The organism is Candidatus Dormiibacterota bacterium, assembly GCA_035635555.1.
Lineage (GTDB): Bacteria > Acidobacteriota > Polarisedimenticolia > Gp22-AA2 > Gp22-AA2 > Gp22-AA3.
Genome location: DASQAT010000021.1, coordinates 73219 through 93857, shown reverse-complemented (window position 1 = coordinate 93857; position 20639 = coordinate 73219). Strand labels below are relative to the sequence as shown.

Genomic DNA, 20639 nt, shown 5'->3' with positions numbered 1-20639 from the left:
CAGGTGCAGGTCGGGGGCGGAGGGATCGAAGCCCACCTTGATCGTCAGCGGGGCTCCGTCCCGATGGGAGCGGTGCAGCTTCTCGAGGAGCTCCTCCTCGCGGATGATCTCGACCGCTCCCTTGCGCACGTACTCCAGCTGTTCGTGCGCGGGTGGAAAGGGGGGCGGGGCTTTCGAGATTCTCTTCGTCATCGCGCATCCAGGGAGGAGCAGCCGGCGCACGGACCGGCGGGCGCGAAGTCTACAACGTTTCCGCCGTCGCGTGGGGCGCGTCCCCCCCGGCGCTCCTCGTCACAGCAGCCCGCGCTCCTTCAGGCTGACGAAGCCGCGCCGGCTGACGATGATGTGGTCGTAGAGGCTGATCCCCATCAGGTCGCCGGCCCGTGCCATGGTGCGCGTGAACTCGACGTCGTCCCGGCTGGGATCGAGACTGCCGCTCGGGTGGTTGTGCACCAGGATGAACGCGAGGGCGGAGTTGACGATCGCCGGCTGCAGGACCTCGCGCGGGTGCGTTCGCGTCGTGTTCAGGCTGCCGATCGACACGGTCTCGCGGCAGATCAGGCGGTTCTGCGCGTCGAGGTAGAGCGAGACCAGGTGCTCCTTGCGCGCCCGCCTCAGGTCGCGCACCAGGGCGTACGCCTCCGCCGGTGACGAGACCCGCGGCTCCTCGGCCGATGGCGCGAGGAGCCGGCGCCCCAGCTCGAACGCCGCCAGCATCTGCGCCGCCTTGACCCGGCCGACGCCCCTGTGGCTCGCCCATTCGTCGAGAGACAGAGTGACGAGCTTCGGCCCGCCGTGCCGGCCGACCAGGTCCTCGGCGATGCGGATGACGCTTTTTCCCTTCGTGCCGGTTCCGAGGAGGACGGCGACCAGCTCGGCCTGGCTCAGGCCGGCCACCCCGAACTTCTGGAGTTTATCGCGCGGCAGAAGAACGGTGGCCGGCAGCTCGCGCAGTCTCTTCTGACCGCGCGCCGGCTCGCCGGCCGGCGGGGCCTCGGCCGCGTACGTCGTCCCGTCGGAGGGTGCGGTCGGTTCATCGGGCATCGCGCTTCAACTGAGCAAGGAGCGTGCCGCGAACACCGGCGCGCGGGAAGGGGGCCCGGGACGTCCCCGGCGTGTCCGGGGGCGGACAGTGTCCGCGGTCGCGGGCTCAGGCCTCTCCGCCGCCGGCTCCCAGGACACGGCGGCCCGCGATGCGCAGCCGGCCGGAGAAGAACAGGGCGATGGCGCGGCTGTAGACGCGGTGCTCCGTCTCGAGGATGCGGGCCGCCAGACTCTCGGGCGTGTCGTCATCCAGGACCGGCACCGCCTCCTGCAGGACGATCGGACCCGAGTCGACCCGCTCGTCGGCGAAATGGACGGTGCAGCCGCTGAGCTTCACACCGGCCTCGATCGCCTGGCGCTGCGGCTCCCTGCCGGGGAACGCCGGCAGGAGCGAGGGGTGGATGTTGAGGACTCGCCCCGCGAACCGGTCCACGAACCACGGCGACAGGAGACGCATGTAGCCGGCGAGACAGACGAGCCTCACTCCCTCCGCCTCGAGCGCCTCCGCCATCGTCCGGTCGTGGTCCTCGCGCGCGGGGCTCATCCTGTGATCGACGACGAGCGTCCGGACACCGCGCTCGCGGGCGACCTTCAATCCGGGCGCCTTCGGCTCGTTGCTGATGACCAGCGCGACGCGCGCGTCGAGGTCGCCGGCGGCGATCCGGTCCAGGATCGCCTCGAGATTCGACCCGCGGCCGGAGATGAGGACGCCGATCAGGTTTCCGGCGGAGCGCGTCTCACCCACGCGCGGAGCCTCGTGCGCCCCGACGCACCCTCACAGGAGCCGCCGGAAGAAGTAGAAGCCGGCCGCCACGATGCCGGAGAGCAGCGTGAGACCCAGGTACACGGCGGCGCGCTCCAGCCTCCGGCGCACGGCCTGCCCCAGGGCCAGAAGGAACAGAACCCCGGCGCTCACGCAGAACAGGATGCACATCATGCTGAGATAGAGGATGTAGACGTGCACGGTTCGCAACTCCTAGGGGGCCGCGCCCGCCCGCGCCGGCTCTCCCGGACTTCCCTGCCCGTAGATCACCCTGCGGTTGCCACGCACGATCTCCCCGATGCGGTAGTGCTTCTCTCCCATCTTGTCGAGATGGGAGACGACCTCCCCCTCGCGGTGGAGCGGAACGACCAGGACCATCCCGAGCCCCATGTTGAAGGTGCGGAACATCTCCTCGTCGCCGACGCGCCCCTCGCGCTGCAGGTACTGGAACACCGGCAGGATCGGCCAGGTGCCGACGTCGACGCGCGCCGAGACGCCGCGCGGCAGGATGCGCGGGATGTTGTCGGTCAATCCGCCGCCGGTGATGTGCGCCATGCCGTACAGGGCGCCGGTCGGGATGAGACCACGCAGCACCGGCAGGTAGGAGCGATGGACTTGCAGCAGCTCCTCGGCGACCGAACGGCCCAGCTCGGCGACGCGCGAGTCCGGCTTGAGGCTCCGCCTCTCGAAGAACACTTTGCGGGCCAGGGAGTAGCCGTTCGTGTGCAGACCCGAGGACGGCAGACCGATCAGCACGTCCCCCGAGGCGATGCGCGAGCCGTCGATCACGTGCTCCCGCTCGACCACGCCGACGATGAACCCCGCCAGGTCGTACTCGCCCGGCTTGTAGAAGTCCGGCATCTCGGCCGTCTCGCCGCCGATCAGCGCGCAGCCGGAGTCCCGGCAGGCGCGCGCCAGGCCGGAGATCACCTCGAGCATCACGTCCCCCTCGACCTTCCCCATGGCGATGTAGTCGAGGAAGAAGAGCGGCACCGCTCCCTGGACCAGGATGTCGTTGATGCAGTGATTCACAAGGTCCATGCCGACGGTCTTGTGGTTGCCGGTCTGGATCGCCACCTTCAGCTTGGTGCCGACGCCGTCGGTGCTGCTCACGAGGACCGGCCGGCGGAACGGGCCGGCGGCCGTCAGGTCGTACAGACCGCCGAACGAGCCGATCTCCGTCAGGACCCCCTTCTTGAAGGTGCCACGGGCGATCAGCCGGATGCGCTGGATGGCGCGCATCTTGGCGTCGATGTCGACGCCGGCGTCCTTGTAGGTGAGTCCGCGCGACGGCGCGTCCTTGCGATCCGCCTCCCTGGGCGGTGTCGCGGGACGCGGGGCGCGCTCCCGGCCTCCTCCCTTCACACTCCCTGGCATGGACGCACCTCGTCCCGTGATCCTGTCACGCGGACCGCATGTTTTTTGGGTCGCGGATTATATCGCAGGAGTGCGCGCGGGTGTCAACGGAGCCAGGGTCCGGTCGAACGCGCTCTTGACACGGGGCGGGGCGTCCTCGATCATGCGGAAACTGATTCACCATCTCGGGACGAAAGGAGGATCCACATGACACGCGTGACGCTCGTCACCCTGGTCCTGGCCCTCGTGTGCGCGGCCCCCGCCCTGGCGGGCCTCGACGCGAAGAACGGCGAGCTGGGGTTCGATCTCGGCTACACGCATTTCGACCGGAACGTCTCCGACAAGGGGGCCGCCCGCTTCAACTTCCGCGGCGGCTACTGCTTCACCAGGCTGTTCGAGCTGGAGGGTGAAGGAGTCGGGATCGCATCCGAGGACACCGGCGGCGTGGACCTGATCACCACCCTCGGTATCGACTTCGTCAACGCCGTGTTCAACTTTCATCCGGCGAACAAATCGATCGTGCCGTACGTTCTCGGCGGCATCGGCGCGGCCACGCTCACCTTCGATCTCGATCCGGGGCCGAAGACGGACGACAGCGGCGTGGCCTACCAGGTGGCCGGCGGCAGCCGCTTCTTCTTCGGGATGAAGAAGCGGGTCGCCGTCCGCGTCGAGGTGTCGGTCATCAGGGAGAACACCTTCGACACGAATTCCCAGCACATCGGCGTGACCGGCGGCTTCACCTGGAGGCTGGGCGGCCAGAAATAACGGACCGGGCGGCCGACCCTCATACCTGAAGGACGATCCGTCCGACGACACCGCGGTCGTAGAGGATCTGGTGGGCCTTCGCCGCGTCGGCGAGGGGCATCAGGCGCGACACGACGGGGCGGACCTTCTTCTCGGCCACCAGACGGAACGACTCCGACAGCTCCGGCGGTGTGGTGGCGAACGAGCCGCGGATCTCCAGCTCTTTCAGGATCACGAGCCCCGGGTTGAAGGAGGCGGGCTTCGTCTCCAGATTGCCGACCATGATCAGCCGTCCGGCCGGGGCGAGAGAGCGCATCGCCTGGTCGAAGGTCAGGGCCCCGGTGATCTCCAGGACCACGTCGACGCCGCGGCCGCCCGTCAGGCGGCGCGCCGCCTCGGCGAACATCAGATTCGGCGCGACGATCGTCTCGTCCGCGCCGGCCTCCTTGAGGCGCTCCACCTTGTTCGCGGAGGAGGTCACCGCCAGGACCTTCGCGCCGATCAGCCGGCAGACCTGGATGGCATGCAGGCCGACGCCTCCCGAGGCCCCCGTGATCAGGACGGTCTCGTCGAGCTGCACCCCGCCCCGCGTGCGCGCCACGTGCAGGGCCGTTCCGATGGTGCAGGCGCAGATCGAGCCCTCCTCGAAGGGGATCCCATGGGGGATGCGGGCCAGCCCCTGCTCCTCGGACACGACGTACTCGGCATAGCCGCCCGGGATCTCCTCGCCGAAGAACACCCCTTCCTTGCAGAGCGTGGTGCGCCCGCGCCGGCAGAGGTCGCAGCGGCCGCAGTGCACCCTCTGGACGGTCGCCACGCGGTCGCCGGGACGGAAGTCCTGCACGCCCTGTCCGATCGCCACGACCTCCCCGGCGATTTCATGCCCCAGGATCGACGGCAGCCTGGTGCGCGGCAGGTTGCCGCTCCGGTTGATGATGTCGTGGTAGCACACCCCGACCGCGCGGACCTGGATGAGGACTTCGCGCTCGCGCAGGCTCGAAGCCTCGGGGGCCTGCACCTCCTCGAGACGGAGCTTGTCCGGTCCGCCGAACTCCCGCATCACCACCGCACGCATCGTCTTGTGACCCATCGCCTCCCCCCTCCTTCGAAGCACCTCGGCGCCGCCGTTCGATCGCCGCGCGTGTCCTCAGATCATCCGGTGACGCAGACCTTCTGGATCGAGCCGCTCGAGCGCGCGCCGCTCCGCGTCCGTCGGGGCCCGCGCGATCTCTCCGTCGTCCTCGATCGGGAACCCGGTGCGGTCCCGCAGGTCCTGCGGCGCGGTCCCCTCGCACCGCGACGTCACCCTCAGCCTTCCGCCCAGAAGGTCGAGCCGCGCCCGGTCGGTGAGGACGGTCGTCGTCCGGTTGCGGGGCGACGGCGCCGTCGTGGTGAAATCGACGCGTCCCGGAAGCGACCGTGGCGAGTGCCGCGACACGAGGATGACGACCTTGGGGACGTAGGGACGCATGGACGAAGCCCCCGCGGGACCGGGCAGCTTCACGCGCGGTCTCGCGAACTCGCCGATACAGGTCAGGTTGGTGCGCGCTTCGGCGTCCACCTGCGCCGCCCCGAAGAACATGAGATCGATGCGGCCGCGCCGCGCCAGATCGAACATGTCCGGCAGCGTGATCCTCCCCTCGCACGCCTCGAGCAGACGCGGGTCGACGGAGGTCGGCGACGCGGCGCGGACGTCGGGGTTGATGGCACCGACGCAGTTGATGTAAGTCAGCCGCGGTGCGTGGGTGGCGCGCGCCAGGGCGATCGCCAGCATCGGCAGGGCCGAGGCCACCCCGGTCGCCACGACGTCTCCGTCCGAGATCGCGCGCGCCATCTCCACCACCAGACGGTCGGCCGTCCCCTCGTCGTCGGTGATCACACCGCCCGGGCCGGGTGCCTCCGGGACGCGGGGCTCCCCCTCCCAGCGGCCCGGGTTCTCGACCAGCTTCAGGAATGCCGCGTGATCCGCAGGACCGCTCACGAAGGTCCCGAGATATTCGTCCGTCCGCCCCTGGGAGGCCGCGGCGAGGTAGTCGCGCAGGTGCGGCGCCGAATATCTGTAAGCGCGGTGGCACGAGGTCGGAAACGCCCCGCCGGGCGCCTCGGCCACGCAGTCCACGAGAAAGTGCGGGATGGTCGCGGCCTCCAGCCGATCGACGATCGTTTCCGCCGTGGCGATGACCCGGTCGCTGGCGCGCGCCAGGAGATCCTCGGCGTACAGGTCGTCGATGCGCAGGTTTCCTTTCCTGTCCGCCATCTGGGCGTGCACCAGGGCCACGTCGGGCCGGATCGCCGGTGCCACCGGGACTTTCTCCCCGGTCGTCGGGTCCTCGATCATCCGCGTGCGGTTCACCGTCATGTAGCCGGACGCCTCGATCCCCGGCGCCTGGAGGTACGGCAGGCCGAGGGCCGCCGCCCGCAGGCCCTGCACGATCTCGTACACATCGCGCTCCTTGAACGGCAGCGAACCGGCTTCGATCCGGCGCTTGACGTGCGGCGCCGTGACGAACCCGTCCTCGAACTGGAAGCCGATGAACCCGAACTCCGTCTCGGCTACGGCCCCACCGGCCACGAGAAGATCGAGCGGCAGCGGATTCGGCAGCGTCACGACCCGCAGACCGCGCCGCCTCTGGCGCAGCAGCTCGAACACCAGCGCCATCGGGGCCCGGTTGAGCTGGAATCCCCCGAAGGTGACGAGAGCGCCGTCCGGGACGGAGGCGGCCGCCTGTCGCAGCGTCACGAGGGCGCTCACGGCGGCCCGCCGTCCGGGCTCAGATCCAGCCCGTCCAGCCTTCCGGAGGGATCGATCTCCGCGAGCGCCGCGAGCTCCACGGCGGTCGGAGGGGGCGTGCCCACGACGGGCGAGGGGGGCAGCGTGAACCCCGTGCGTCGCCGCACGTCCGCCTCGGTGGCGTGGGCGTGCACCGTACGGAGCCGCATGAAACCGTCGGCGAAATCGAGGACCGCGAGCGGGGTCACGCACAGCGACGGCCCCCCCTCGAGACCGGCCGCCGCGCGGCGGCGCCAGCCCGGCACCGACACGTAGTCGACCCGCTCGACGAAGCGCCGCGGCGTATGCTCCCCCGAGAACAGGATGACGTGCCGCGCCAGCGTCCCGATGGAGGTCGTGCCGATCGAACCGGGCCCCCTGACCGCGAGGCGCCCGTCCCTGCCCTTGAGACCGATCAGGTTGGTGCTCCCCTCGCGATCGATCTGCATCCCCCCCACGAAGAAGACATCGCAGAATCGCATCGGGGACGACCGGCTGGCGACATCCAGGATCGCGTCGTGCGCTTCGAGATATTCGACGAGCCCGTACGATCGGCTCGTCGGCTCGTCGGTCCAGGCGGCGGGGGAGAGCTCGTGTCCCCGCTCCACGCGCAGGCCGTGCCGGATCGTCAGGTTCGGTGCGTGCAGTCTCTGCGCCAGGAGGGCCGCGGCCAGAAGCAGCTCGGCGTGCAAACCGAAGGCGACCGTCTCTTTGTCGGAAAGCTCCCGGGCCACCACGCAGGCGAGAAGCCGCGCCACGTCTCCGGCCGCGGTCCGGGGCGCCGCCGCGTCGTGACCGCCCGCCGGGCTCAGGCCCACGACGTCCCCAGGCGGTCCAATCGCGCGGCACCGATCTCTTTCAGATACGCCTCCTGGCCGTCCAGGCCGAAGACGTGCCGTTCCAGATACGCCTGGTACGGGACCGGGTCGTCGTGCCTGCGCGCCTCGCCCGCCGCGGCGTACTCGCGGTAGTGCGCCAGGTCCGGGACATAGCGTCCGCTGACGCCGCCGGGGTGGGCGCCCCAGGGGACCGGGACCACCAGGGCGCCGCGGACAATCGTCCTCTCCGGGGAGGCGGCGACGTCCAGGTTCGGCACGATGCGCTCGACGGTCGCCACGACCGGTCCGCGGCAGGCCAGGGTCAGCGCCCTCTCGCAGAAGGTGCGTCCCAGATACGCCTCGCGCGCCACGCGGACATTGCCGAACGGATCGGCCTCGGCCGCGTGCAGGAAGACGATGTCCGGCCGCACCGGCGGCACCCGGATATAACGCCGCCCTCCCTCGGTCACCTCTTCCAGATCGGGGTTGAGCTCGGGGAGCGACGTGCCGACGCCGCCGCGCCACAGCAGATGTGGCATGTCCCAGGCCGCCGCCTTGAGCGCCAGGTGCCAGATGCACTCGTCGCACTCCCAGACCGACAGGTCGCCCCGCTCCGCGGCCCTCCGGAACGCGGGCGCGATGGCCGCCACACGCTCGAACGCGACGCCGGCGGTCACCACGCGCCTGACGCACCCGGCCCCGATCAGCAGATCCGTTTCCAGCCCCGAGGTCGGGCCCGACACCACGGTCAGGTCCTTGACTCCGCGGCGGATGATCTCCCGCACGATCGCCATGGGCGGGTTCTGGTAGGAGAAACCGGAGAGACCGACGACCATGCCGTCGCGCAGGAGAGCCGCGGCCTCCCCGAGGTCGGCGACGCGCTCCGCCCGGGGGCTCACGGCTGCTTTCGCGTCTCCCGCAGGAGCGGCCTGAACTTGTAGCCGTAGACGATGTAGCCGTGCTCGTCGGCGTCGCGGAGCCGGCGGGTCACCATCTCGACGGGCATCCCGATTGTCAGGTCGACACCGTCGGCGTCGGCCAGCTGCGCCGAGACCAGCGGCCCCTCCTCGAGACGCACCATCCCGACCAGGTACGGGGCCATCGAGGCGTAACCGCGCGCCGGCTGCAGGACCCGGCTCCAGGAGTAGAGAGTCCCGCGTCCGGAGAAGGCAAAGGACGGGAGTCCGTTTCCCCTGCACGCAGGGCAGACAGGGCGCGGCGGGAAGAAGCGGAGCGAGCAGGCCGCGCAGGCGTTTCCTTCCAGGCGGTAGAACGGACCGCGCAGACGATGGAAACGAGGCAGCTCCATGATGGATCCTCTCAGACCTGCAGGATGTGGGTGACCGCGACCGACCCGGACCCCCCGACGCTCTGGGCCATGCCGATCGAAGCACCCTTCACCTGGGCGGGACCGGCCTCGCCGCGGAGCTGCAGCACCGTCTCGACCAGCTGGTAGGCGCCGCTCGCCCCCACCGGGTGGCCGCGCCCCTTCAGCCCGCCCAGGGTGCAGATGGGGATGTCCCCCTCGCGTGCCAGCCGCCCCTCGGCGGCGAGCTTCAGGGCGCTGCCGCGATCCGCGAAGCCGCTGGCCTCGAGCGTCAGGACCGAGACGATGGTGAAGGCGTCGTGCGGCTCGAACAGGTCCATGTCCTTCGGCTTGAGCCTCGCCTGCTCGCAGGCGAGGCGCGACGAGTCGGCCACCGCCTGCCAGAGGAGCGGGTCCCGGCGTTCCGCGAGACCCAGCGTGTCGGTGGCGCAGGCCGACCCGGTGATCCGCACCGGGGCGCGGCGGGCCCGGCGCGCCTCGGTGGCCGGACAGACCAGCAGCGCCGCCGCACCGTCGCAGATCCCGGCCGAGTCCAGGATGTTGATCGGATCGGCGACGACCGGGGAGCGGACGAAGTCCGCAACCGTGATCGGCTGGCGGTACATGGCGCGCGGGTTCACGGCGGCGTTCCTGTGCGCGTTGACCGAGAACGGAGCGAAGTCCTCGTGACGCGCCCGGTGCTCGTGCATGTAGCGCCGCATCAAGAGGGCGTTGAGGGCCGCGAAGGTCAGACCGTGCGCGGCCTCGTAGTCCGCGTCCGCCGCGAGGGCGAGGGCCGACGTCACGCCGTCCGTGAGGAGATCGGTCATCTTCTCGACCCCGACCGCGAGCGCGAAGTCGTGCGCCCCCGAGGCCACCGTGAGAAAGGCGGCCCGCAGCGCGGCGCCCCCGGAGGCGCAGGCCGCCTCGATCTTGAGCGCCTCGATCGGCAGGAGACCGGCGGCGTCGGCGACGCAGGTGGCGAGGTTCTCCTGCCCGGCCAGCTCGCCCGAAAGCATGTTTCCGACGAACAGGACGTCCACACGATCGACCCCCGCGTCCTGGCGCGCCGAGGCGATCGCCTCGACCGCGAGATCGCGCAGGGAGCGATCCCAGTGCTCCCCGACAGACGTCTGGCCGACACCGATGATGGCGACGTCTCTCATCACAGCATCCTGATCGCGCGCGTCACTCTGAGATAGTCCCCGTAGTCCTCGATCGGACGGCGTCTCGCTAGGTAATCGCCGACCAGGGGGGCCAGGGCGCGCGCGCTCTCCAGGCGCGCGGTGGCCTGGAGCGAGAAGGCGTCGCTCCCCGCCCCCGATCCGTACGAGCAGAAGAAGATCCGGTCTCCCGCGCGGGCGACGTCCAGGATCGCCGCCAGGCCGAGGAGAGACGCGCCCGAGTAGGTGTTGCCGATGTGATCCACGACGCTCCCGGCCGCGATCTGCGTTTCAGAGAATCCGAGCTCCGCGGCGACCCGGCGCACGAATTTCGGGTTCGGCTGGTGGAAGACCGCCCAGCGGTAATCGGACGGCTTCCGCCCCAGCTCCGCGAGCAGACCGCGCGACGCCTCGAGCGAATGCTTGAAGTAGGACGGCTCGCCCGTGAAGCGGTGCCCGTGCTCGGGGTAGTGCATGTGCTGCCGCCGGAAGAAGTCCGGAGTGTCGGTGACGTACGAGCGGGACGCCTCGACCTCGGCCAGGGCCCCGTCCGCCGGACCGAAGAGAAAGGCCGCGCCCCCCGCCGCCGCCGTGAACTCCAGGTGGTCCCCCGGCCGGCTCTGGGCCGCGTCCATGCCGATCGCCAGGGCGTGGTCGGCCATGCCGGACCCGACATAGGCGCAGGCGGCCTGCATCGCCTCCGAGCCGGCCTTGCAGGCGAACTCGAGGTCGGCCGCGCTCACCCAGGGGATCGCGCCGATCGCTTCCGCCACGATGGTGCTCGAGGGCTTCACGGCATACGGCTTCGACTCGGTCCCCACCCAGACCGCCCGGATCGCCGGAGGAGAGACGCGCGAGCGCGCCAGCGCCCCGCGCGCCGCCTCGATCGCCATCGTCACGGTGTCCTCGTCGGCGGACGGGACCGACTTTTCGCGCACGGGGAGCCGGGCGTCCGCCGACTTGCCCCAGGCCGAGGCGATGGTCGCCGCGGCGATGCGCGGCCGCGGGATGTAGGCGCCGTAACCGGCGACACCGACCGCGCGCGCCGTCTTCATCGGGTGCTCTCGGCCCGCTTCAGGACGCCGCCAAGGAACTGATCGGTAAGCGTCTCCGCCAGGGCGTTCTCGTCCAGCCGTCCGCCGGGGCGGTACCACTGGTAGATCCAGTTGATCATGCCGAGCATCGCGAAGGTGGCGACCGAGGGATCGATGCGGCGCGCGGCGCCGCTTCTGAGCAGCTCCCGGAACGTCTTCTCCAGGAACTTCACGTACCTCTTCTTGCGGGCGTTGATCCTGTCGCGGTATCGCCCCTTCAGGGCGTTGCTCTCGTGCAGGATGACGGTGATCTCCTTGGGCCGGTCGCGTGTGACCAGGAGGACGTGTCCCCTGAGAGTGGCCCGGATCCGGTCGAGCGGATCGTCGATGGTCATCACCCGGTTGAGAACCTTCTGCTCGAACAGGTCCATGCCGTACGACATGATCTCGTAGAGAAGCTCTTCCTTGCTCCGGATGTGATGATAGAGCCCCGCCTTCGTGAGCCCGAGAGCGGCCGAGATGTCGCCCATGGACGCCTTGTCGAATCCCTTCTCGCAGAAGAGACGCGCCGCGGTCTCGAAGATCTGCGCCTGGCGGGTCGGCCGGTCCTGCCGCGTCCTCTTCTTCATCCGGTCTCCCGGCGCGGCACCGCCGGGACACTACCGACCGGTCGGTAGTTTAGTCCGGTGCGGCTCATGTCGTCAAGTGTCGGGGTGCAACGGGCCCGAAGGCTGGCGGTAGCCGGGCCGGCTCGTGGGTCCTCGTCCGGGACAATCTCCCTGCCCTCCGCGCGACGGCCGGAGTGTACACCGTTCCATGGTCGGAGCGCCCGCCCGTCTTCCCTTGCATCGCGCCCTGGCCTTGCATAGACTCCGGCGGCCGTACGTCGCCATCCGGGGGCACGCGTCCATGCAGCCGTCGGAACACACCTCAACGAGCACCACCCAGACCGCCGGCCTCCGCCGTGTCATGGGGTTCGGCGATGTCGTGCTGTACTTCATCACCGCCGGCATCAACCTTCAATGGGTCGCCGCCGCGAGCGTCGCGGGTCCGAGTGCTCTGACCGTCTGGCTCATCGCCTTCGCGGCCATGGCGGTCCCCCTGGCGTTCTCGATCGTGGAGATGTCGTCCCGCTACCCGCAGGAAGGGGGGATGTACGTCTGGAGCAAGCGCGCCTTCGGCGAATTCGCGGGTTTCATGACCGGGTGGACCTACTGGATGAGCAACCTGCCCTACTTTCCGGGCGTCCTCTACTTCGCGGCCGGAAACGCGCTGTACATCGGAGGTGGCGGCTGGCGGCGCCTGGCCGCGAGCCCGTCCTACATGATCGTGGCGGCGCTCCTGGGACTCACACTCGGGATAGTGCCGAACCTGCTCGGCCTGCAGTTCGGCAAGTGGATCAGCAACGTGGGCGCCTTCGCCCGCTGGGCCGCGACCCTGGCCCTCATCATCATCGGCCTGATGGCCTGGGTGCGTCTCGGACCGGCGACCCGGTTCACGCGCGCCTCCCTGACCCCGGGGCTGGGGCTCAGGGATCTGGTCTTCTGGTCGACCCTCGCCTTCGCCCTCACCGGGTTCGAGTCGGCGTCGTTCATGGGCGAGGAGATCAAGGACGCGCGTCGCACCATTCCGCGCGCCATCTTCGTCTCCCTGCCCCTCATCACTCTCATGTACCTCCTCGGAACGATCTGCGTCCTGGTGGCCCTGCCGCCGGAGAGGCTCAGCGGCCTGCAGGGACCGATCGACGCCATCGAAGCGGCCGCCACGCGCCTGGGTCTCGAGGGTCTCACGCCCGTCGCCGCCTTCCTGATCACCCTCAGCGCCCTCGGCAGCGTGGGCGCCTGGCTGGCCTCGGTCGCGCGGCTGCCGTTCGTCGCCGGGCTCGACCATTACCTCCCCGACAGCTTCGGGCGCCTCCACCCGAAATGGCGCACGCCGCACGTGGCCCTTCTGACCCTGGGCGCGACGATCGTCGTGTGCATCGTCCTCGGTCAGGCCGGCCAGACGGTGAAGGGAGCGTACGACATCCTGGTCAGCATGACGGTCATCTGCACGCTCATCCCCTTCCTGCTCGTGTTCGCGTCGATGATCCGTCTGCAGCGCGAGCCTGCCGGCCCCGACGTGATCCGCGTGCCGGGCGGCCGCCCGGTGGCGGTCCTGGCCGGAGCGGTCGGATTCCTCACCACGGCGGCCTCGATCGTGCTGTCCTTCTTCCCCGCGGAGGACGAGCCGCACAAGGCCCTGGCGGTCGCCAAGATCCTCGGGCTGACGCTCCTGAGCACCGGCAGCGGGGTCGTCGTCTACGCGTTCGGACGGTGGCGGAGCCGGTCCTAGCGCCTCCGCGCTCCGCCCACCCACGAGACTGGCAGCCATGGGTGTGCCAGCGAGCAGCGATCCAAGTTCCTTGTTGACTTGCCGCCTGTTCGAGGTATTTATGGGTCATACTCACCGTACTCCTTGCCTAGGAGGAGGACCATGAGACCTTCCATCTGGCGCGCCGCTTCCGTAAGTCTTTACGCGCTGGTCCTGCTGGCCAGCGGCACTCAGGCGTCCGAACAGCTGACAATCGAGCAACGCATCGCCGCCCGACGGGCCGTCGAGGAGGTCTACTGGCGGCACCGCATCTGGCCGGCGGAGAACCGGTCAGCGAAGCCCCCGCTGAGTCGCGTTCTCCCCGACGCGGCGATTCGCTCCAAGGTCGTCGACGCTCTCCGCAAGGAGGCCGCGCTGCGGAAATTCTGGGGGCGTGACCTCACGCCCGCGCAGGTGCAGGCCGAGCTCGATCGCATGGCAGCGGACACACGGTCGCCCGAGGTCCTCGGCGAGCTGTTCGCCTCTCTCGGCCGCGACCCGCTCCTGGCCGCCGAGACTCTGGCCCGCCCTGCCCTGGTCGACCGCCTCGTCCGGACCTGGTACGCCCACGACGATCGACTTCACCAAGCGGTCCGCAGCCGCGCCGTGCAGGCCATGCTGAAAGGCGCGGGCCCCGACGCCCTGTCGCGGGCCGGCGGAGAGGTCTCGCGCGTGATCTTTCTTCTGGATGGCGTGACCGCCGGGATTGCGGGGGCGGACGGACCGGGCGAGCGGGGGGTCGTTCGTCTCAATCGACCCGAATGGGATGGTCTGCGGGCGAGACTGGCCGGCGCCTTCGAGGGGATGACCGGCGCGGCACACGACATTCCGCTCGACACCCCCAGCCGGCTCATCGAGGACGAGGATGCCCTCGTGGTCATTTTCGTACATCGTGTCGAAGCGGTCCGGATCGAAACGACCGAGGTCGTCTGGCGCAAGGTGCCCTTCGACACCTGGTGGGCGGGCGTGCGAGGAGGGCTGCCGGCGAGCGCGGACACACTGTCCGGTTCCTTCCGCCTGCCCGACATCGCCCAGACAAGCTGCACGGCCGACACCTGGACCGAGGTCCACCGCGCCCTGCCCTATCCGCGTTCCAATCACGTGGCCCTGTGGACCGGCAGCGAGATGATCGTGTGGGGCGGGAACGGCTTCGCCGGGACCCTGAACACGGGCGACCGCTACGACCCGGCGACGGACTCGTGGACCCGGGTGCGGTCGGACGCCACGGCTCCCGCGCCGCGAGTGACCAAGGCGATCTGGACCGGACACGAGATGATCGTCTGGGGTGGAACCGCGGGCGGCATCAACGCCGTGCTCAACGACGGAGGGAGATACGACCCGGTCACCGACACCTGGACGCCGACCCACCTCGATGCCACGACCCCCTCCGCGCGCACGGGCCACACAGTGGTGTGGACCGGGACCGAGATGATCGTCTGGGGAGGGACCGTCGGATCGGAGTTCGCGGTCACGAACACGGGCGGCCGCTACAATCCGTCGACGGACACCTGGATCACCGTCCGGACCGATCCGCCGGCACCGGAGGCGCGCACCGATCACAGCGCCGTCTGGAACGGCGGCGAGATGCTCATCTGGGGTGGCCGGGGAGGCTCCCAGTTCACCTACTTCAACAGCGGCGGCCGCTACTCTCCACAGACCGACACGTGGATTCCGACCCCGGTGGACGCCGGCACGCCGGTGCCGCGCTCGAACCACACGGCGATCTGGACCGGGACCGAGATGATCGTCTGGGGGGGAAGCTATTACACGCAGGGCCCGTTCTATCCTCTTTATTTCCCGCTGAACACGGGGGGGCGATACGACCCGACTGCCAACGCCTGGACGGCGACACGCGCCGACGCTACGGCCCCTGCCGCGCGCTCCGGGCACGACGCGCTCTGGACGGGGAGCGACATGATCGTCTGGGGCGCGGCGACGTCGGCCTATGCCGGCTCGCGCTACCGCCCGGCCACCGACTCGTGGACGCCCATCCCCGCGTACCCGACCTCGTTCGGTCCGGTCCCCCAGCGCGCGGTCTGGACCGGAAGCGAGCTCATCGTCTGGGGCGGTCCCGGCGGCAGCAGCTATCACCACAACACCGGAGGCAGATTCGATCCCGTCTCCGGCACGTGGGTCCCGACCTCGCACGATCAGACGCCGGCCGGCCGCGGGGACCACACGGCGGTCTGGACCGGCGCGGAGATGATCGTCTGGGGGGGCAATTCGGGCACGTACCACAACGACGGCGCGCGCTACGATCCGGCGACCGACAACTGGACCCCCACCCGCCTCGACGCGACGACTCCGGCCCCCACGGGGAACCACGCGGCGGTCTGGACCGGCTCCCAGATGATCGTCTGGGGCGGAGACACCTATACGCAGGGGGGAGGCCGGTACGATCCGGCGACCGACACGTGGTCCGCAACTGGAGTGGACTCCGAGACCCCCGTCGAACGGGTCGGTCAGGCCGCCGTCTGGACGGGGACGGAGATGATCGTGTGGGGCGGGTACGTCGCCGGTGTGGGGGCGAGCAACAGCGGCGGCCGCTACGACCCTGCTGCCGATCGCTGGACGGCGACTCGGGCCGACGCTACGGCACCACCCGGGCGCGCCCGGCCATCGGTCGTCTGGACCGGTTCGAAGATGATCGTCTGGGGCGGCGAAAGCATCCTGTCGAATGGCACCTACATGGTGCACGACACCGGCGGGCAGTACGATCCGGTCTCCGACTCCTGGACGCCGACACGAGTGGACTCTCGCAGCCCCTCCGCGCGCGTGCGTCATACCGCCGTCTGGACCGGCAGTCAGATGATCGTCTGGGGCGGGGAGACGTACGGCAATGTCGTCGTGTACAACTCGGGCGCGCGCTACGATCCGCTATCCGACATGTGGGATCCCACCAACGTCGGTCCTCTCACTCCGCTCACGCGCTTCGATCATTCGGCCGTGTGGACCGGCTCCCAGATGATCGTCTGGGGCGGCACGATCAACGAATTCAGCTTCACCACGAGCTCCGGAGGCCTCTACGATCCCGTCGGCGACGTCTGGAGCGCCACACGGGACGACGCGACCACGCCGTCGCGCCGGGAGGGACACGCGGCGACCTGGACCGGCAGCGAGATGATCGTCTGGGGCGGCGACTTTGGCTACGACACAGGCGGCAGGTACTGTCCGTCCACCGTCACCACGCCCCCCGACACCGACGGGGACGGAATACCGGACGCAAGAGACAACTGTCCCGGCGTGCCGAACCCGGATCAGGCGGATGCAGATCACGACGGCGTCGGCGACGTCTGCGATCCGTGCCCGTATCTGCCGGGCGTCACCTCGTGCGTCCAGCAGATCGTCGCGGTGTGCATCAGCTTCACGAGCCCGCTCGGGAGGGGATCCGCCACGGTGAGCTGGAGGACACAGTTCGAGACCGACATTCTCGGCTTCAACATCGTGATGTTCACTTCGCAGGGGGAGCGTGTCCAGCTCAACAGCGCCACGATCCCCTGCGAAGCGTGTGTGACTCAGGAGGGGGCCGTCTATTTCTCGCCGATTCCGAAGCACAAGAGCGGCCACGACGTCTTCGTCGAGATGCTGCGACGGAACGGCCCCGTCGACACCGCGGGCCCGGCGATCCGGGGGTGCACGCTCTGATCGGCCCCGGCGCTGCGCGCCTGCCGCGCTGAAGGGCCTCTTTCGGCGAGCCGCTCAGGCGCTAGTCGAGCGCCTGTGAGACGCGGTCGAGGACTCGGCTGTCGGGAGAGTCCGAGGTGGTACGCGTGTCCACTCCTGCTCGCGGACGCGATCGAACAGGTCGTTCGCAGGCTTTTTATGCCTGAGGGGAGGCAGCCTTCTCAATCTCGATGGTGAGAAATCCGGGCTAGTCGATCGTGGCCTCGATGGCGCGCTTGCGGCGGGCGACGAAGTCCCGGAGCTCCTCGTCGACGGCGGGATCGAGCTTCGGCTCCTGGTAGGACGAGAGGAGCTTCTTCCAGCGCGTGGTGGCGCGCGTCTCGGCGTCCATCCGCCCTTTCTTGACCCAGGATTCGTAGGCCTCCGTGTCGGCCAGGTTCGGGAAGTGGAACTCCGTCTTGAAGTGCTTGCGCGTGTGCTCCTCCCCCAGGAAGTGTCCGCCCGCCCCGACATGGGCGATCACGTCCAGAGCGAGCGTTTCATCGCTGACCGGCACACCCGCGAAGAAGCGCGGCAGCATCTCCAGCATCTCGGCATCCAGGACCATCGCCTCGAACGAGGCCGTCAGGCCGCCGTCCAGCCAGCCCGCGCCGTGCAGGACGTAGTGGCACCCGCCCAGCACGATCGGCCAGAGCTGCATCATCTTTTCCCACCCGGCCTGCGCGTCGGGCACCTTGGAGTTGGTCAGGACACCGCCGGCCCGGCAGGGGAGCGAATACCGCCGCGCCATCTGGGCCGACGACAGGATGCCGAGCGCGGCTTCCGGCCGGCCGAAGGCGGGGGCGCCGGTGCGCATCTCGAGGCCGGTCAGGAACGACCCGTACATCACGGGCGCTCCGGGACGCACCGTCTCGGCCAGGACGATCGCCGCCAGGCACTCGGCGTTCTGCTGGGCCACCGCCGCCGCCAGCGTCACCGGACTGGTCGCGCCGGCCATGATGAACGGCGTGATGACGTTCACCTGCCCCGCGGCGGCGTACTCGATGAGCCCCTCCGCCATGTTCGAGTCGTAGCGCAGCGGGCTGTTCGAGTTGATGATCCCGATCAGCACGGGTCGCTCGGCGATCTTTTCGCGGCCGCCGAAGACGATCGCCATCATGTCGATGTGGTCGCGCGCCCGCTCCGTGCTCCAGGCGTCGCCGATCATCCCCTTGGCGCTCAGCCGGACCTGGTGGTACAGGATGTCGAGGTGACGCGTCTCGACCGGCAGGTCCTTGACCGCCACCTCCGGGCAGCCGTGGTGCATGACGTCGATGACCTCGGACAGGCGGACGAGATTGTTCTGCTCCTCGAGCGTGCCGTCGCGCCGGCCGCCCTCGCGATCGGCGACGAACGGCGGTCCGCTGACCGGCGCGAACACCAGGTGGTCGCCGCCGATGATCACGTCGTTGTCGCGATTGCGCGCCTGAAGGGTGAACTGCGCCGGCGCCTTCGCGATCTGCTGCTCCACGAACTCGGGGGGGAAGAAGACGCGCTGCTCGGCGTCATCCACCTTGAGCCCCGCCTTGCGGAACAGGTCGAGGGCGCGCCCGTCCTCGAAGATCACCCCGTGCTCGCGCAGGATCTTCAGGGTGGCGCGGTGCACCTGCTCCTCCGCCTCGGGCGGCAGGATGTTCAGCGGCTTGAGAGTGTTCTTGAAACCGCGCATCGGCGTTGTCCCCGCCCGGCCGCCTCACGAGGGGGCGGTGGACGACCGGCGGCTGGAGGATGGGTCGGTGATTCGAGCCGGAAGCGTAGCAGAGGTGCCTGTGCCGCACAAGGCGGGCCCGGAACACCCGGCCGCATGGTGAGACGCGCGCTGCGGCGCTTCGGGGACGGTCCTAAGTGCGTGTCCGGCGCACGCGGCGGGACACCGCACGCGCAGCGCGCAGTGCGGCCACAAGAGTACGCAGCGCTCCAGCGGCGTCGTCGGGGGAACACAGCCGCACGATGCGGCGACCACGCCGCTTCAGCGACAGGTAATCCCCGAGCCCCTGCGCCTGCTTGAACGTTTCGAAATCGTGCGGCGTGCCAGGAATCGGCAGGACCATCGTGTCGTCCGGGACGATCTGGATGAACAGGCCCCGGTTGGGCCCCCCCTTGTGGAGCTGGCCGGTCGAGTGGAGGTAGCGCGGGCCGTAACCGAGCGTCACCGCGCAGCCGGTGGCCTCCAGAAGGAGGGATCGGATCGTCTCGAGGGCCGCGCGCGGAGAGCGGCTTCCGGGGTCGACGAACGCCAGGACGGCCATGTAGTCGCCGCGTCGTCTTCGGCCCAGGAGCGAGCCGACGGCGGCGGAGAGAGTCGCCGGCCCGCGCGAGGGCAGCTTGATCCCCCCCAGGAAGACGCGCGCGCGCCCCTCGGCCAGGGCCGGCTCCTCCTCGCGCAGGCCGCCCGTCGCGTCGAACTCCGCGAGCGCCGCCGCGGTGTTCGTCTTGCTTTCGGCGACGTTCGGCTCGTCGAACGGGTTCACGCCGAGGACCGCGCCGGCCACCGCCGTCGCGATCTCCCACTGCACCATCGCGGCGCCCAGATCGAAACGATCGCGCAGCCGCAGGACGACCGTCGGTGTCCTGGCCCCGCCGCGCCCCGCGGGCGGACCGGCCGTGGATTTCCTCCCGAGGGTCATGACGACCGCGACGCGATCCGGTCCGAGGAGCGTCGCCCGGGCGTCGGCCGGTGAGGCGGGGGCTTCGACCGGGACGAGACCCCGTCCCTCCTTGCCGGTGCTCTCGGCGAGGAGCTGTTCGATCCAGAGCCCGAACGGTCTCAGCCCCGGGTCCACGGCCAGGACGACCTTGTCGCGCCCCCGGCGCGCCAGCACACCGAGCGCAGCGCCGAGCATCAGACCGGGGTTGTCCGAGGCCGCCGCGGCCGGCCCGCAGGCATCGAGCATCAGGAGCGCGGACCTGAGGATCGCGGCGATGTCGGCGCCGCCCAGCGCCGCCGGCAGGAGGCCGAAATAGGACAGCGCCGAGTAGCGCCCCCCGATGTCGGGGGGGTTGTGGAACGTGGCGCGATAGGCGCGCGCCGACGCCTCGGCCGACAGGGGCGTGCCGGGATCGGTGATCGCCACGAAGTGCCGGCCCGCCAGGTCGCCGCGCAGCCGGCGCATCTTCTCCCAGAAGTACGACTGCAGGGCCAGGGTCTCCCCCGTCGTCCCCGACTTGCTGCTGACCACGAAGAGGGTCCTCGCCGGGTCGATGTCCGACTCGACGCGGCGCACCGCCCCGGGGACGGTCGAATCGAGGACGATGATTTCGGGAAATCCCGCGGGCGGCGGGAAGACCCGCCGGAAGACCTCGACGCACAGGCTCGACCCGCCCATGCCGAGGAGGACGGCGTGGCGCATGCCGTCGCCGCGGGCGCTCGCGGCGAACGCCTCGAGTCGCGGGACCTCGCGCAGCATCTCCTGCGGGGACCGCAGCCAGCCGAGCCGGTTCTTGACGATGCGGCGTGCAGCGGGATCAGAAGTCCACGGGGACGGATCGCCGCGGAACATCTTCGCTGCGAAGCGGCCGGCGGACAGGGTGGCGACCCGCCGGGCCACGGCGGGCGCATATCCGAGGAGACGGACGTCGCGCGCGGGGATGCGGAAGGGTTCGATCGGGCCGCTACGCCGCACGGC

Annotated in this window: 18 protein-coding genes; 3 read left to right on the top strand and 15 right to left on the bottom strand. The window is 70.0% G+C overall.

Annotation, left to right across the window (positions count from 1 at the left end; translation table 11 throughout):
* The 5 genes from VEW47_05775 to purM all read right to left on the bottom strand — a co-directional run.
* Positions 1-192, bottom strand: a 192-nt coding sequence (locus VEW47_05775; GenBank protein ID HYS04686.1) for a tyrosine--tRNA ligase, incomplete at its 3' end; no start/stop codon positions are given.
* Positions 193-291: 99 nt separating this feature from the next.
* Complete coding sequence (gene radC, locus VEW47_05770; GenBank protein ID HYS04685.1) at positions 292-1044, bottom strand: DNA repair protein RadC; 753 nt, start codon at positions 1042-1044, stop codon at positions 292-294.
* A 106-nt stretch (positions 1045-1150) separates the two neighbouring features.
* Positions 1151-1789, bottom strand: coding sequence for a phosphoribosylglycinamide formyltransferase (purN, locus tag VEW47_05765; protein ID HYS04684.1), 639 nt, complete (start codon positions 1787-1789; stop codon positions 1151-1153).
* A gap of 30 nt (positions 1790-1819) precedes the next feature.
* Positions 1820-2008 (bottom strand): hypothetical protein, encoded by a 189-nt coding sequence (locus tag VEW47_05760; GenBank protein ID HYS04683.1) that lies wholly within the window; start codon positions 2006-2008, stop codon positions 1820-1822.
* Between the two features lie 12 nt (positions 2009-2020).
* Positions 2021-3184 carry a phosphoribosylformylglycinamidine cyclo-ligase gene (gene purM / locus VEW47_05755; protein HYS04682.1) on the bottom strand — a complete coding sequence of 388 codons (1164 nt, stop codon included), beginning with the start codon at positions 3182-3184 and terminating at the stop codon, positions 2021-2023.
* A gap of 186 nt (positions 3185-3370) precedes the next feature.
* Between purM and VEW47_05750 the strand changes: the two genes are divergently transcribed.
* A complete protein-coding gene (locus tag VEW47_05750) occupies positions 3371-3928 on the top strand; it encodes an outer membrane beta-barrel protein (protein HYS04681.1) in 558 nt (185 codons plus the stop codon).
* Between the two features lie 19 nt (positions 3929-3947).
* Here the strand turns inward: VEW47_05750 and VEW47_05745 are convergent, their stop codons facing one another.
* Genes VEW47_05745 through VEW47_05710 form a run of 8 tightly spaced genes read right to left on the bottom strand, consistent with a single transcriptional unit; the run spans position 3948 to position 11627 of the window.
* A complete protein-coding gene (locus VEW47_05745) occupies positions 3948-4997 on the bottom strand; it encodes an alcohol dehydrogenase catalytic domain-containing protein (GenBank protein ID HYS04680.1) in 1050 nt (349 codons plus the stop codon).
* A gap of 57 nt (positions 4998-5054) precedes the next feature.
* Positions 5055-6659, bottom strand: coding sequence for a CoA-transferase (locus VEW47_05740; GenBank protein ID HYS04679.1), 1605 nt, complete (start codon positions 6657-6659; stop codon positions 5055-5057).
* Positions 6656-7495 (bottom strand): CoA synthetase, encoded by an 840-nt coding sequence (locus VEW47_05735; GenBank protein ID HYS04678.1) that lies wholly within the window; start codon positions 7493-7495, stop codon positions 6656-6658. Before VEW47_05735 ends, VEW47_05740 begins: the two co-directional genes overlap by 4 nt.
* Positions 7486-8394 (bottom strand): CoA-transferase, encoded by a 909-nt coding sequence (locus VEW47_05730; GenBank protein HYS04677.1) that lies wholly within the window; start codon positions 8392-8394, stop codon positions 7486-7488. Before VEW47_05730 ends, VEW47_05735 begins: the two co-directional genes overlap by 10 nt.
* Complete coding sequence (locus VEW47_05725; GenBank protein HYS04676.1) at positions 8391-8804, bottom strand: Zn-ribbon domain-containing OB-fold protein; 414 nt, start codon at positions 8802-8804, stop codon at positions 8391-8393. Before VEW47_05725 ends, VEW47_05730 begins: the two co-directional genes overlap by 4 nt.
* A gap of 11 nt (positions 8805-8815) precedes the next feature.
* Positions 8816-9967 carry a thiolase domain-containing protein gene (locus VEW47_05720; GenBank protein ID HYS04675.1) on the bottom strand — a complete coding sequence of 384 codons (1152 nt, stop codon included), beginning with the start codon at positions 9965-9967 and terminating at the stop codon, positions 8816-8818.
* The gene (locus VEW47_05715; protein ID HYS04674.1) at positions 9967-11019 is read right to left on the bottom strand and encodes a hydroxymethylglutaryl-CoA synthase; all 1053 of its coding nucleotides are present in this window, start codon (positions 11017-11019) and stop codon (positions 9967-9969) included. Before VEW47_05715 ends, VEW47_05720 begins: the two co-directional genes overlap by 1 nt.
* Positions 11016-11627, bottom strand: coding sequence for a TetR/AcrR family transcriptional regulator (locus tag VEW47_05710; GenBank protein ID HYS04673.1), 612 nt, complete (start codon positions 11625-11627; stop codon positions 11016-11018). The genes VEW47_05715 and VEW47_05710 overlap by 4 nt, the downstream gene beginning before the upstream one ends.
* A gap of 280 nt (positions 11628-11907) precedes the next feature.
* Between VEW47_05710 and VEW47_05705 the strand changes: the two genes are divergently transcribed.
* Positions 11908-13332 carry an APC family permease gene (locus tag VEW47_05705; protein HYS04672.1) on the top strand — a complete coding sequence of 475 codons (1425 nt, stop codon included), beginning with the start codon at positions 11908-11910 and terminating at the stop codon, positions 13330-13332.
* Between the two features lie 141 nt (positions 13333-13473).
* Positions 13474-16995 carry a thrombospondin type 3 repeat-containing protein gene (locus tag VEW47_05700; GenBank protein ID HYS04671.1) on the top strand — a complete coding sequence of 1174 codons (3522 nt, stop codon included), beginning with the start codon at positions 13474-13476 and terminating at the stop codon, positions 16993-16995.
* A gap of 226 nt (positions 16996-17221) precedes the next feature.
* Here VEW47_05700 and VEW47_05695 read toward each other — a convergent pair whose 3' ends face one another.
* Both VEW47_05695 and VEW47_05690 read right to left on the bottom strand, forming a co-directional pair.
* Complete coding sequence (locus VEW47_05695) at positions 17222-18682, bottom strand: trimethylamine methyltransferase family protein (GenBank protein HYS04670.1); 1461 nt, start codon at positions 18680-18682, stop codon at positions 17222-17224.
* 172 nt (positions 18683-18854) lie between these two features.
* Complete coding sequence (locus tag VEW47_05690; protein HYS04669.1) at positions 18855-20636, bottom strand: glucose-6-phosphate isomerase; 1782 nt, start codon at positions 20634-20636, stop codon at positions 18855-18857.
* Positions 20637-20639 lie beyond the last annotated feature (3 nt).

Excerpts from the sequence above, each read along its gene's own strand:
- purM (HYS04682.1), bottom strand. The coding sequence starts at position 3,184 with ATGCCAGGGAGTGTGAAGGGAGGAGGCCGGGAGCGCGCCCCGCGTCCC.
- VEW47_05750 (HYS04681.1), top strand. The coding sequence starts at position 3,371 with ATGACACGCGTGACGCTCGTCACCCTGGTCCTGGCCCTCGTGTGCGCG.
- VEW47_05710 (HYS04673.1), bottom strand. The coding sequence starts at position 11,627 with ATGAAGAAGAGGACGCGGCAGGACCGGCCGACCCGCCAGGCGCAGATC.
- VEW47_05715 (HYS04674.1), bottom strand. The coding sequence starts at position 11,019 with ATGAAGACGGCGCGCGCGGTCGGTGTCGCCGGTTACGGCGCCTACATC.
- VEW47_05720 (HYS04675.1), bottom strand. The coding sequence starts at position 9,967 with ATGAGAGACGTCGCCATCATCGGTGTCGGCCAGACGTCTGTCGGGGAG.
- VEW47_05705 (HYS04672.1), top strand. The coding sequence starts at position 11,908 with ATGCAGCCGTCGGAACACACCTCAACGAGCACCACCCAGACCGCCGGC.
- VEW47_05745 (HYS04680.1), bottom strand. The coding sequence starts at position 4,997 with ATGGGTCACAAGACGATGCGTGCGGTGGTGATGCGGGAGTTCGGCGGA.
- radC (HYS04685.1), bottom strand. The coding sequence starts at position 1,044 with ATGCCCGATGAACCGACCGCACCCTCCGACGGGACGACGTACGCGGCC.
- VEW47_05700 (HYS04671.1), top strand. The coding sequence starts at position 13,474 with ATGAGACCTTCCATCTGGCGCGCCGCTTCCGTAAGTCTTTACGCGCTG.
- VEW47_05725 (HYS04676.1), bottom strand. The coding sequence starts at position 8,804 with ATGGAGCTGCCTCGTTTCCATCGTCTGCGCGGTCCGTTCTACCGCCTG.
- VEW47_05695 (HYS04670.1), bottom strand. The coding sequence starts at position 18,682 with ATGCGCGGTTTCAAGAACACTCTCAAGCCGCTGAACATCCTGCCGCCC.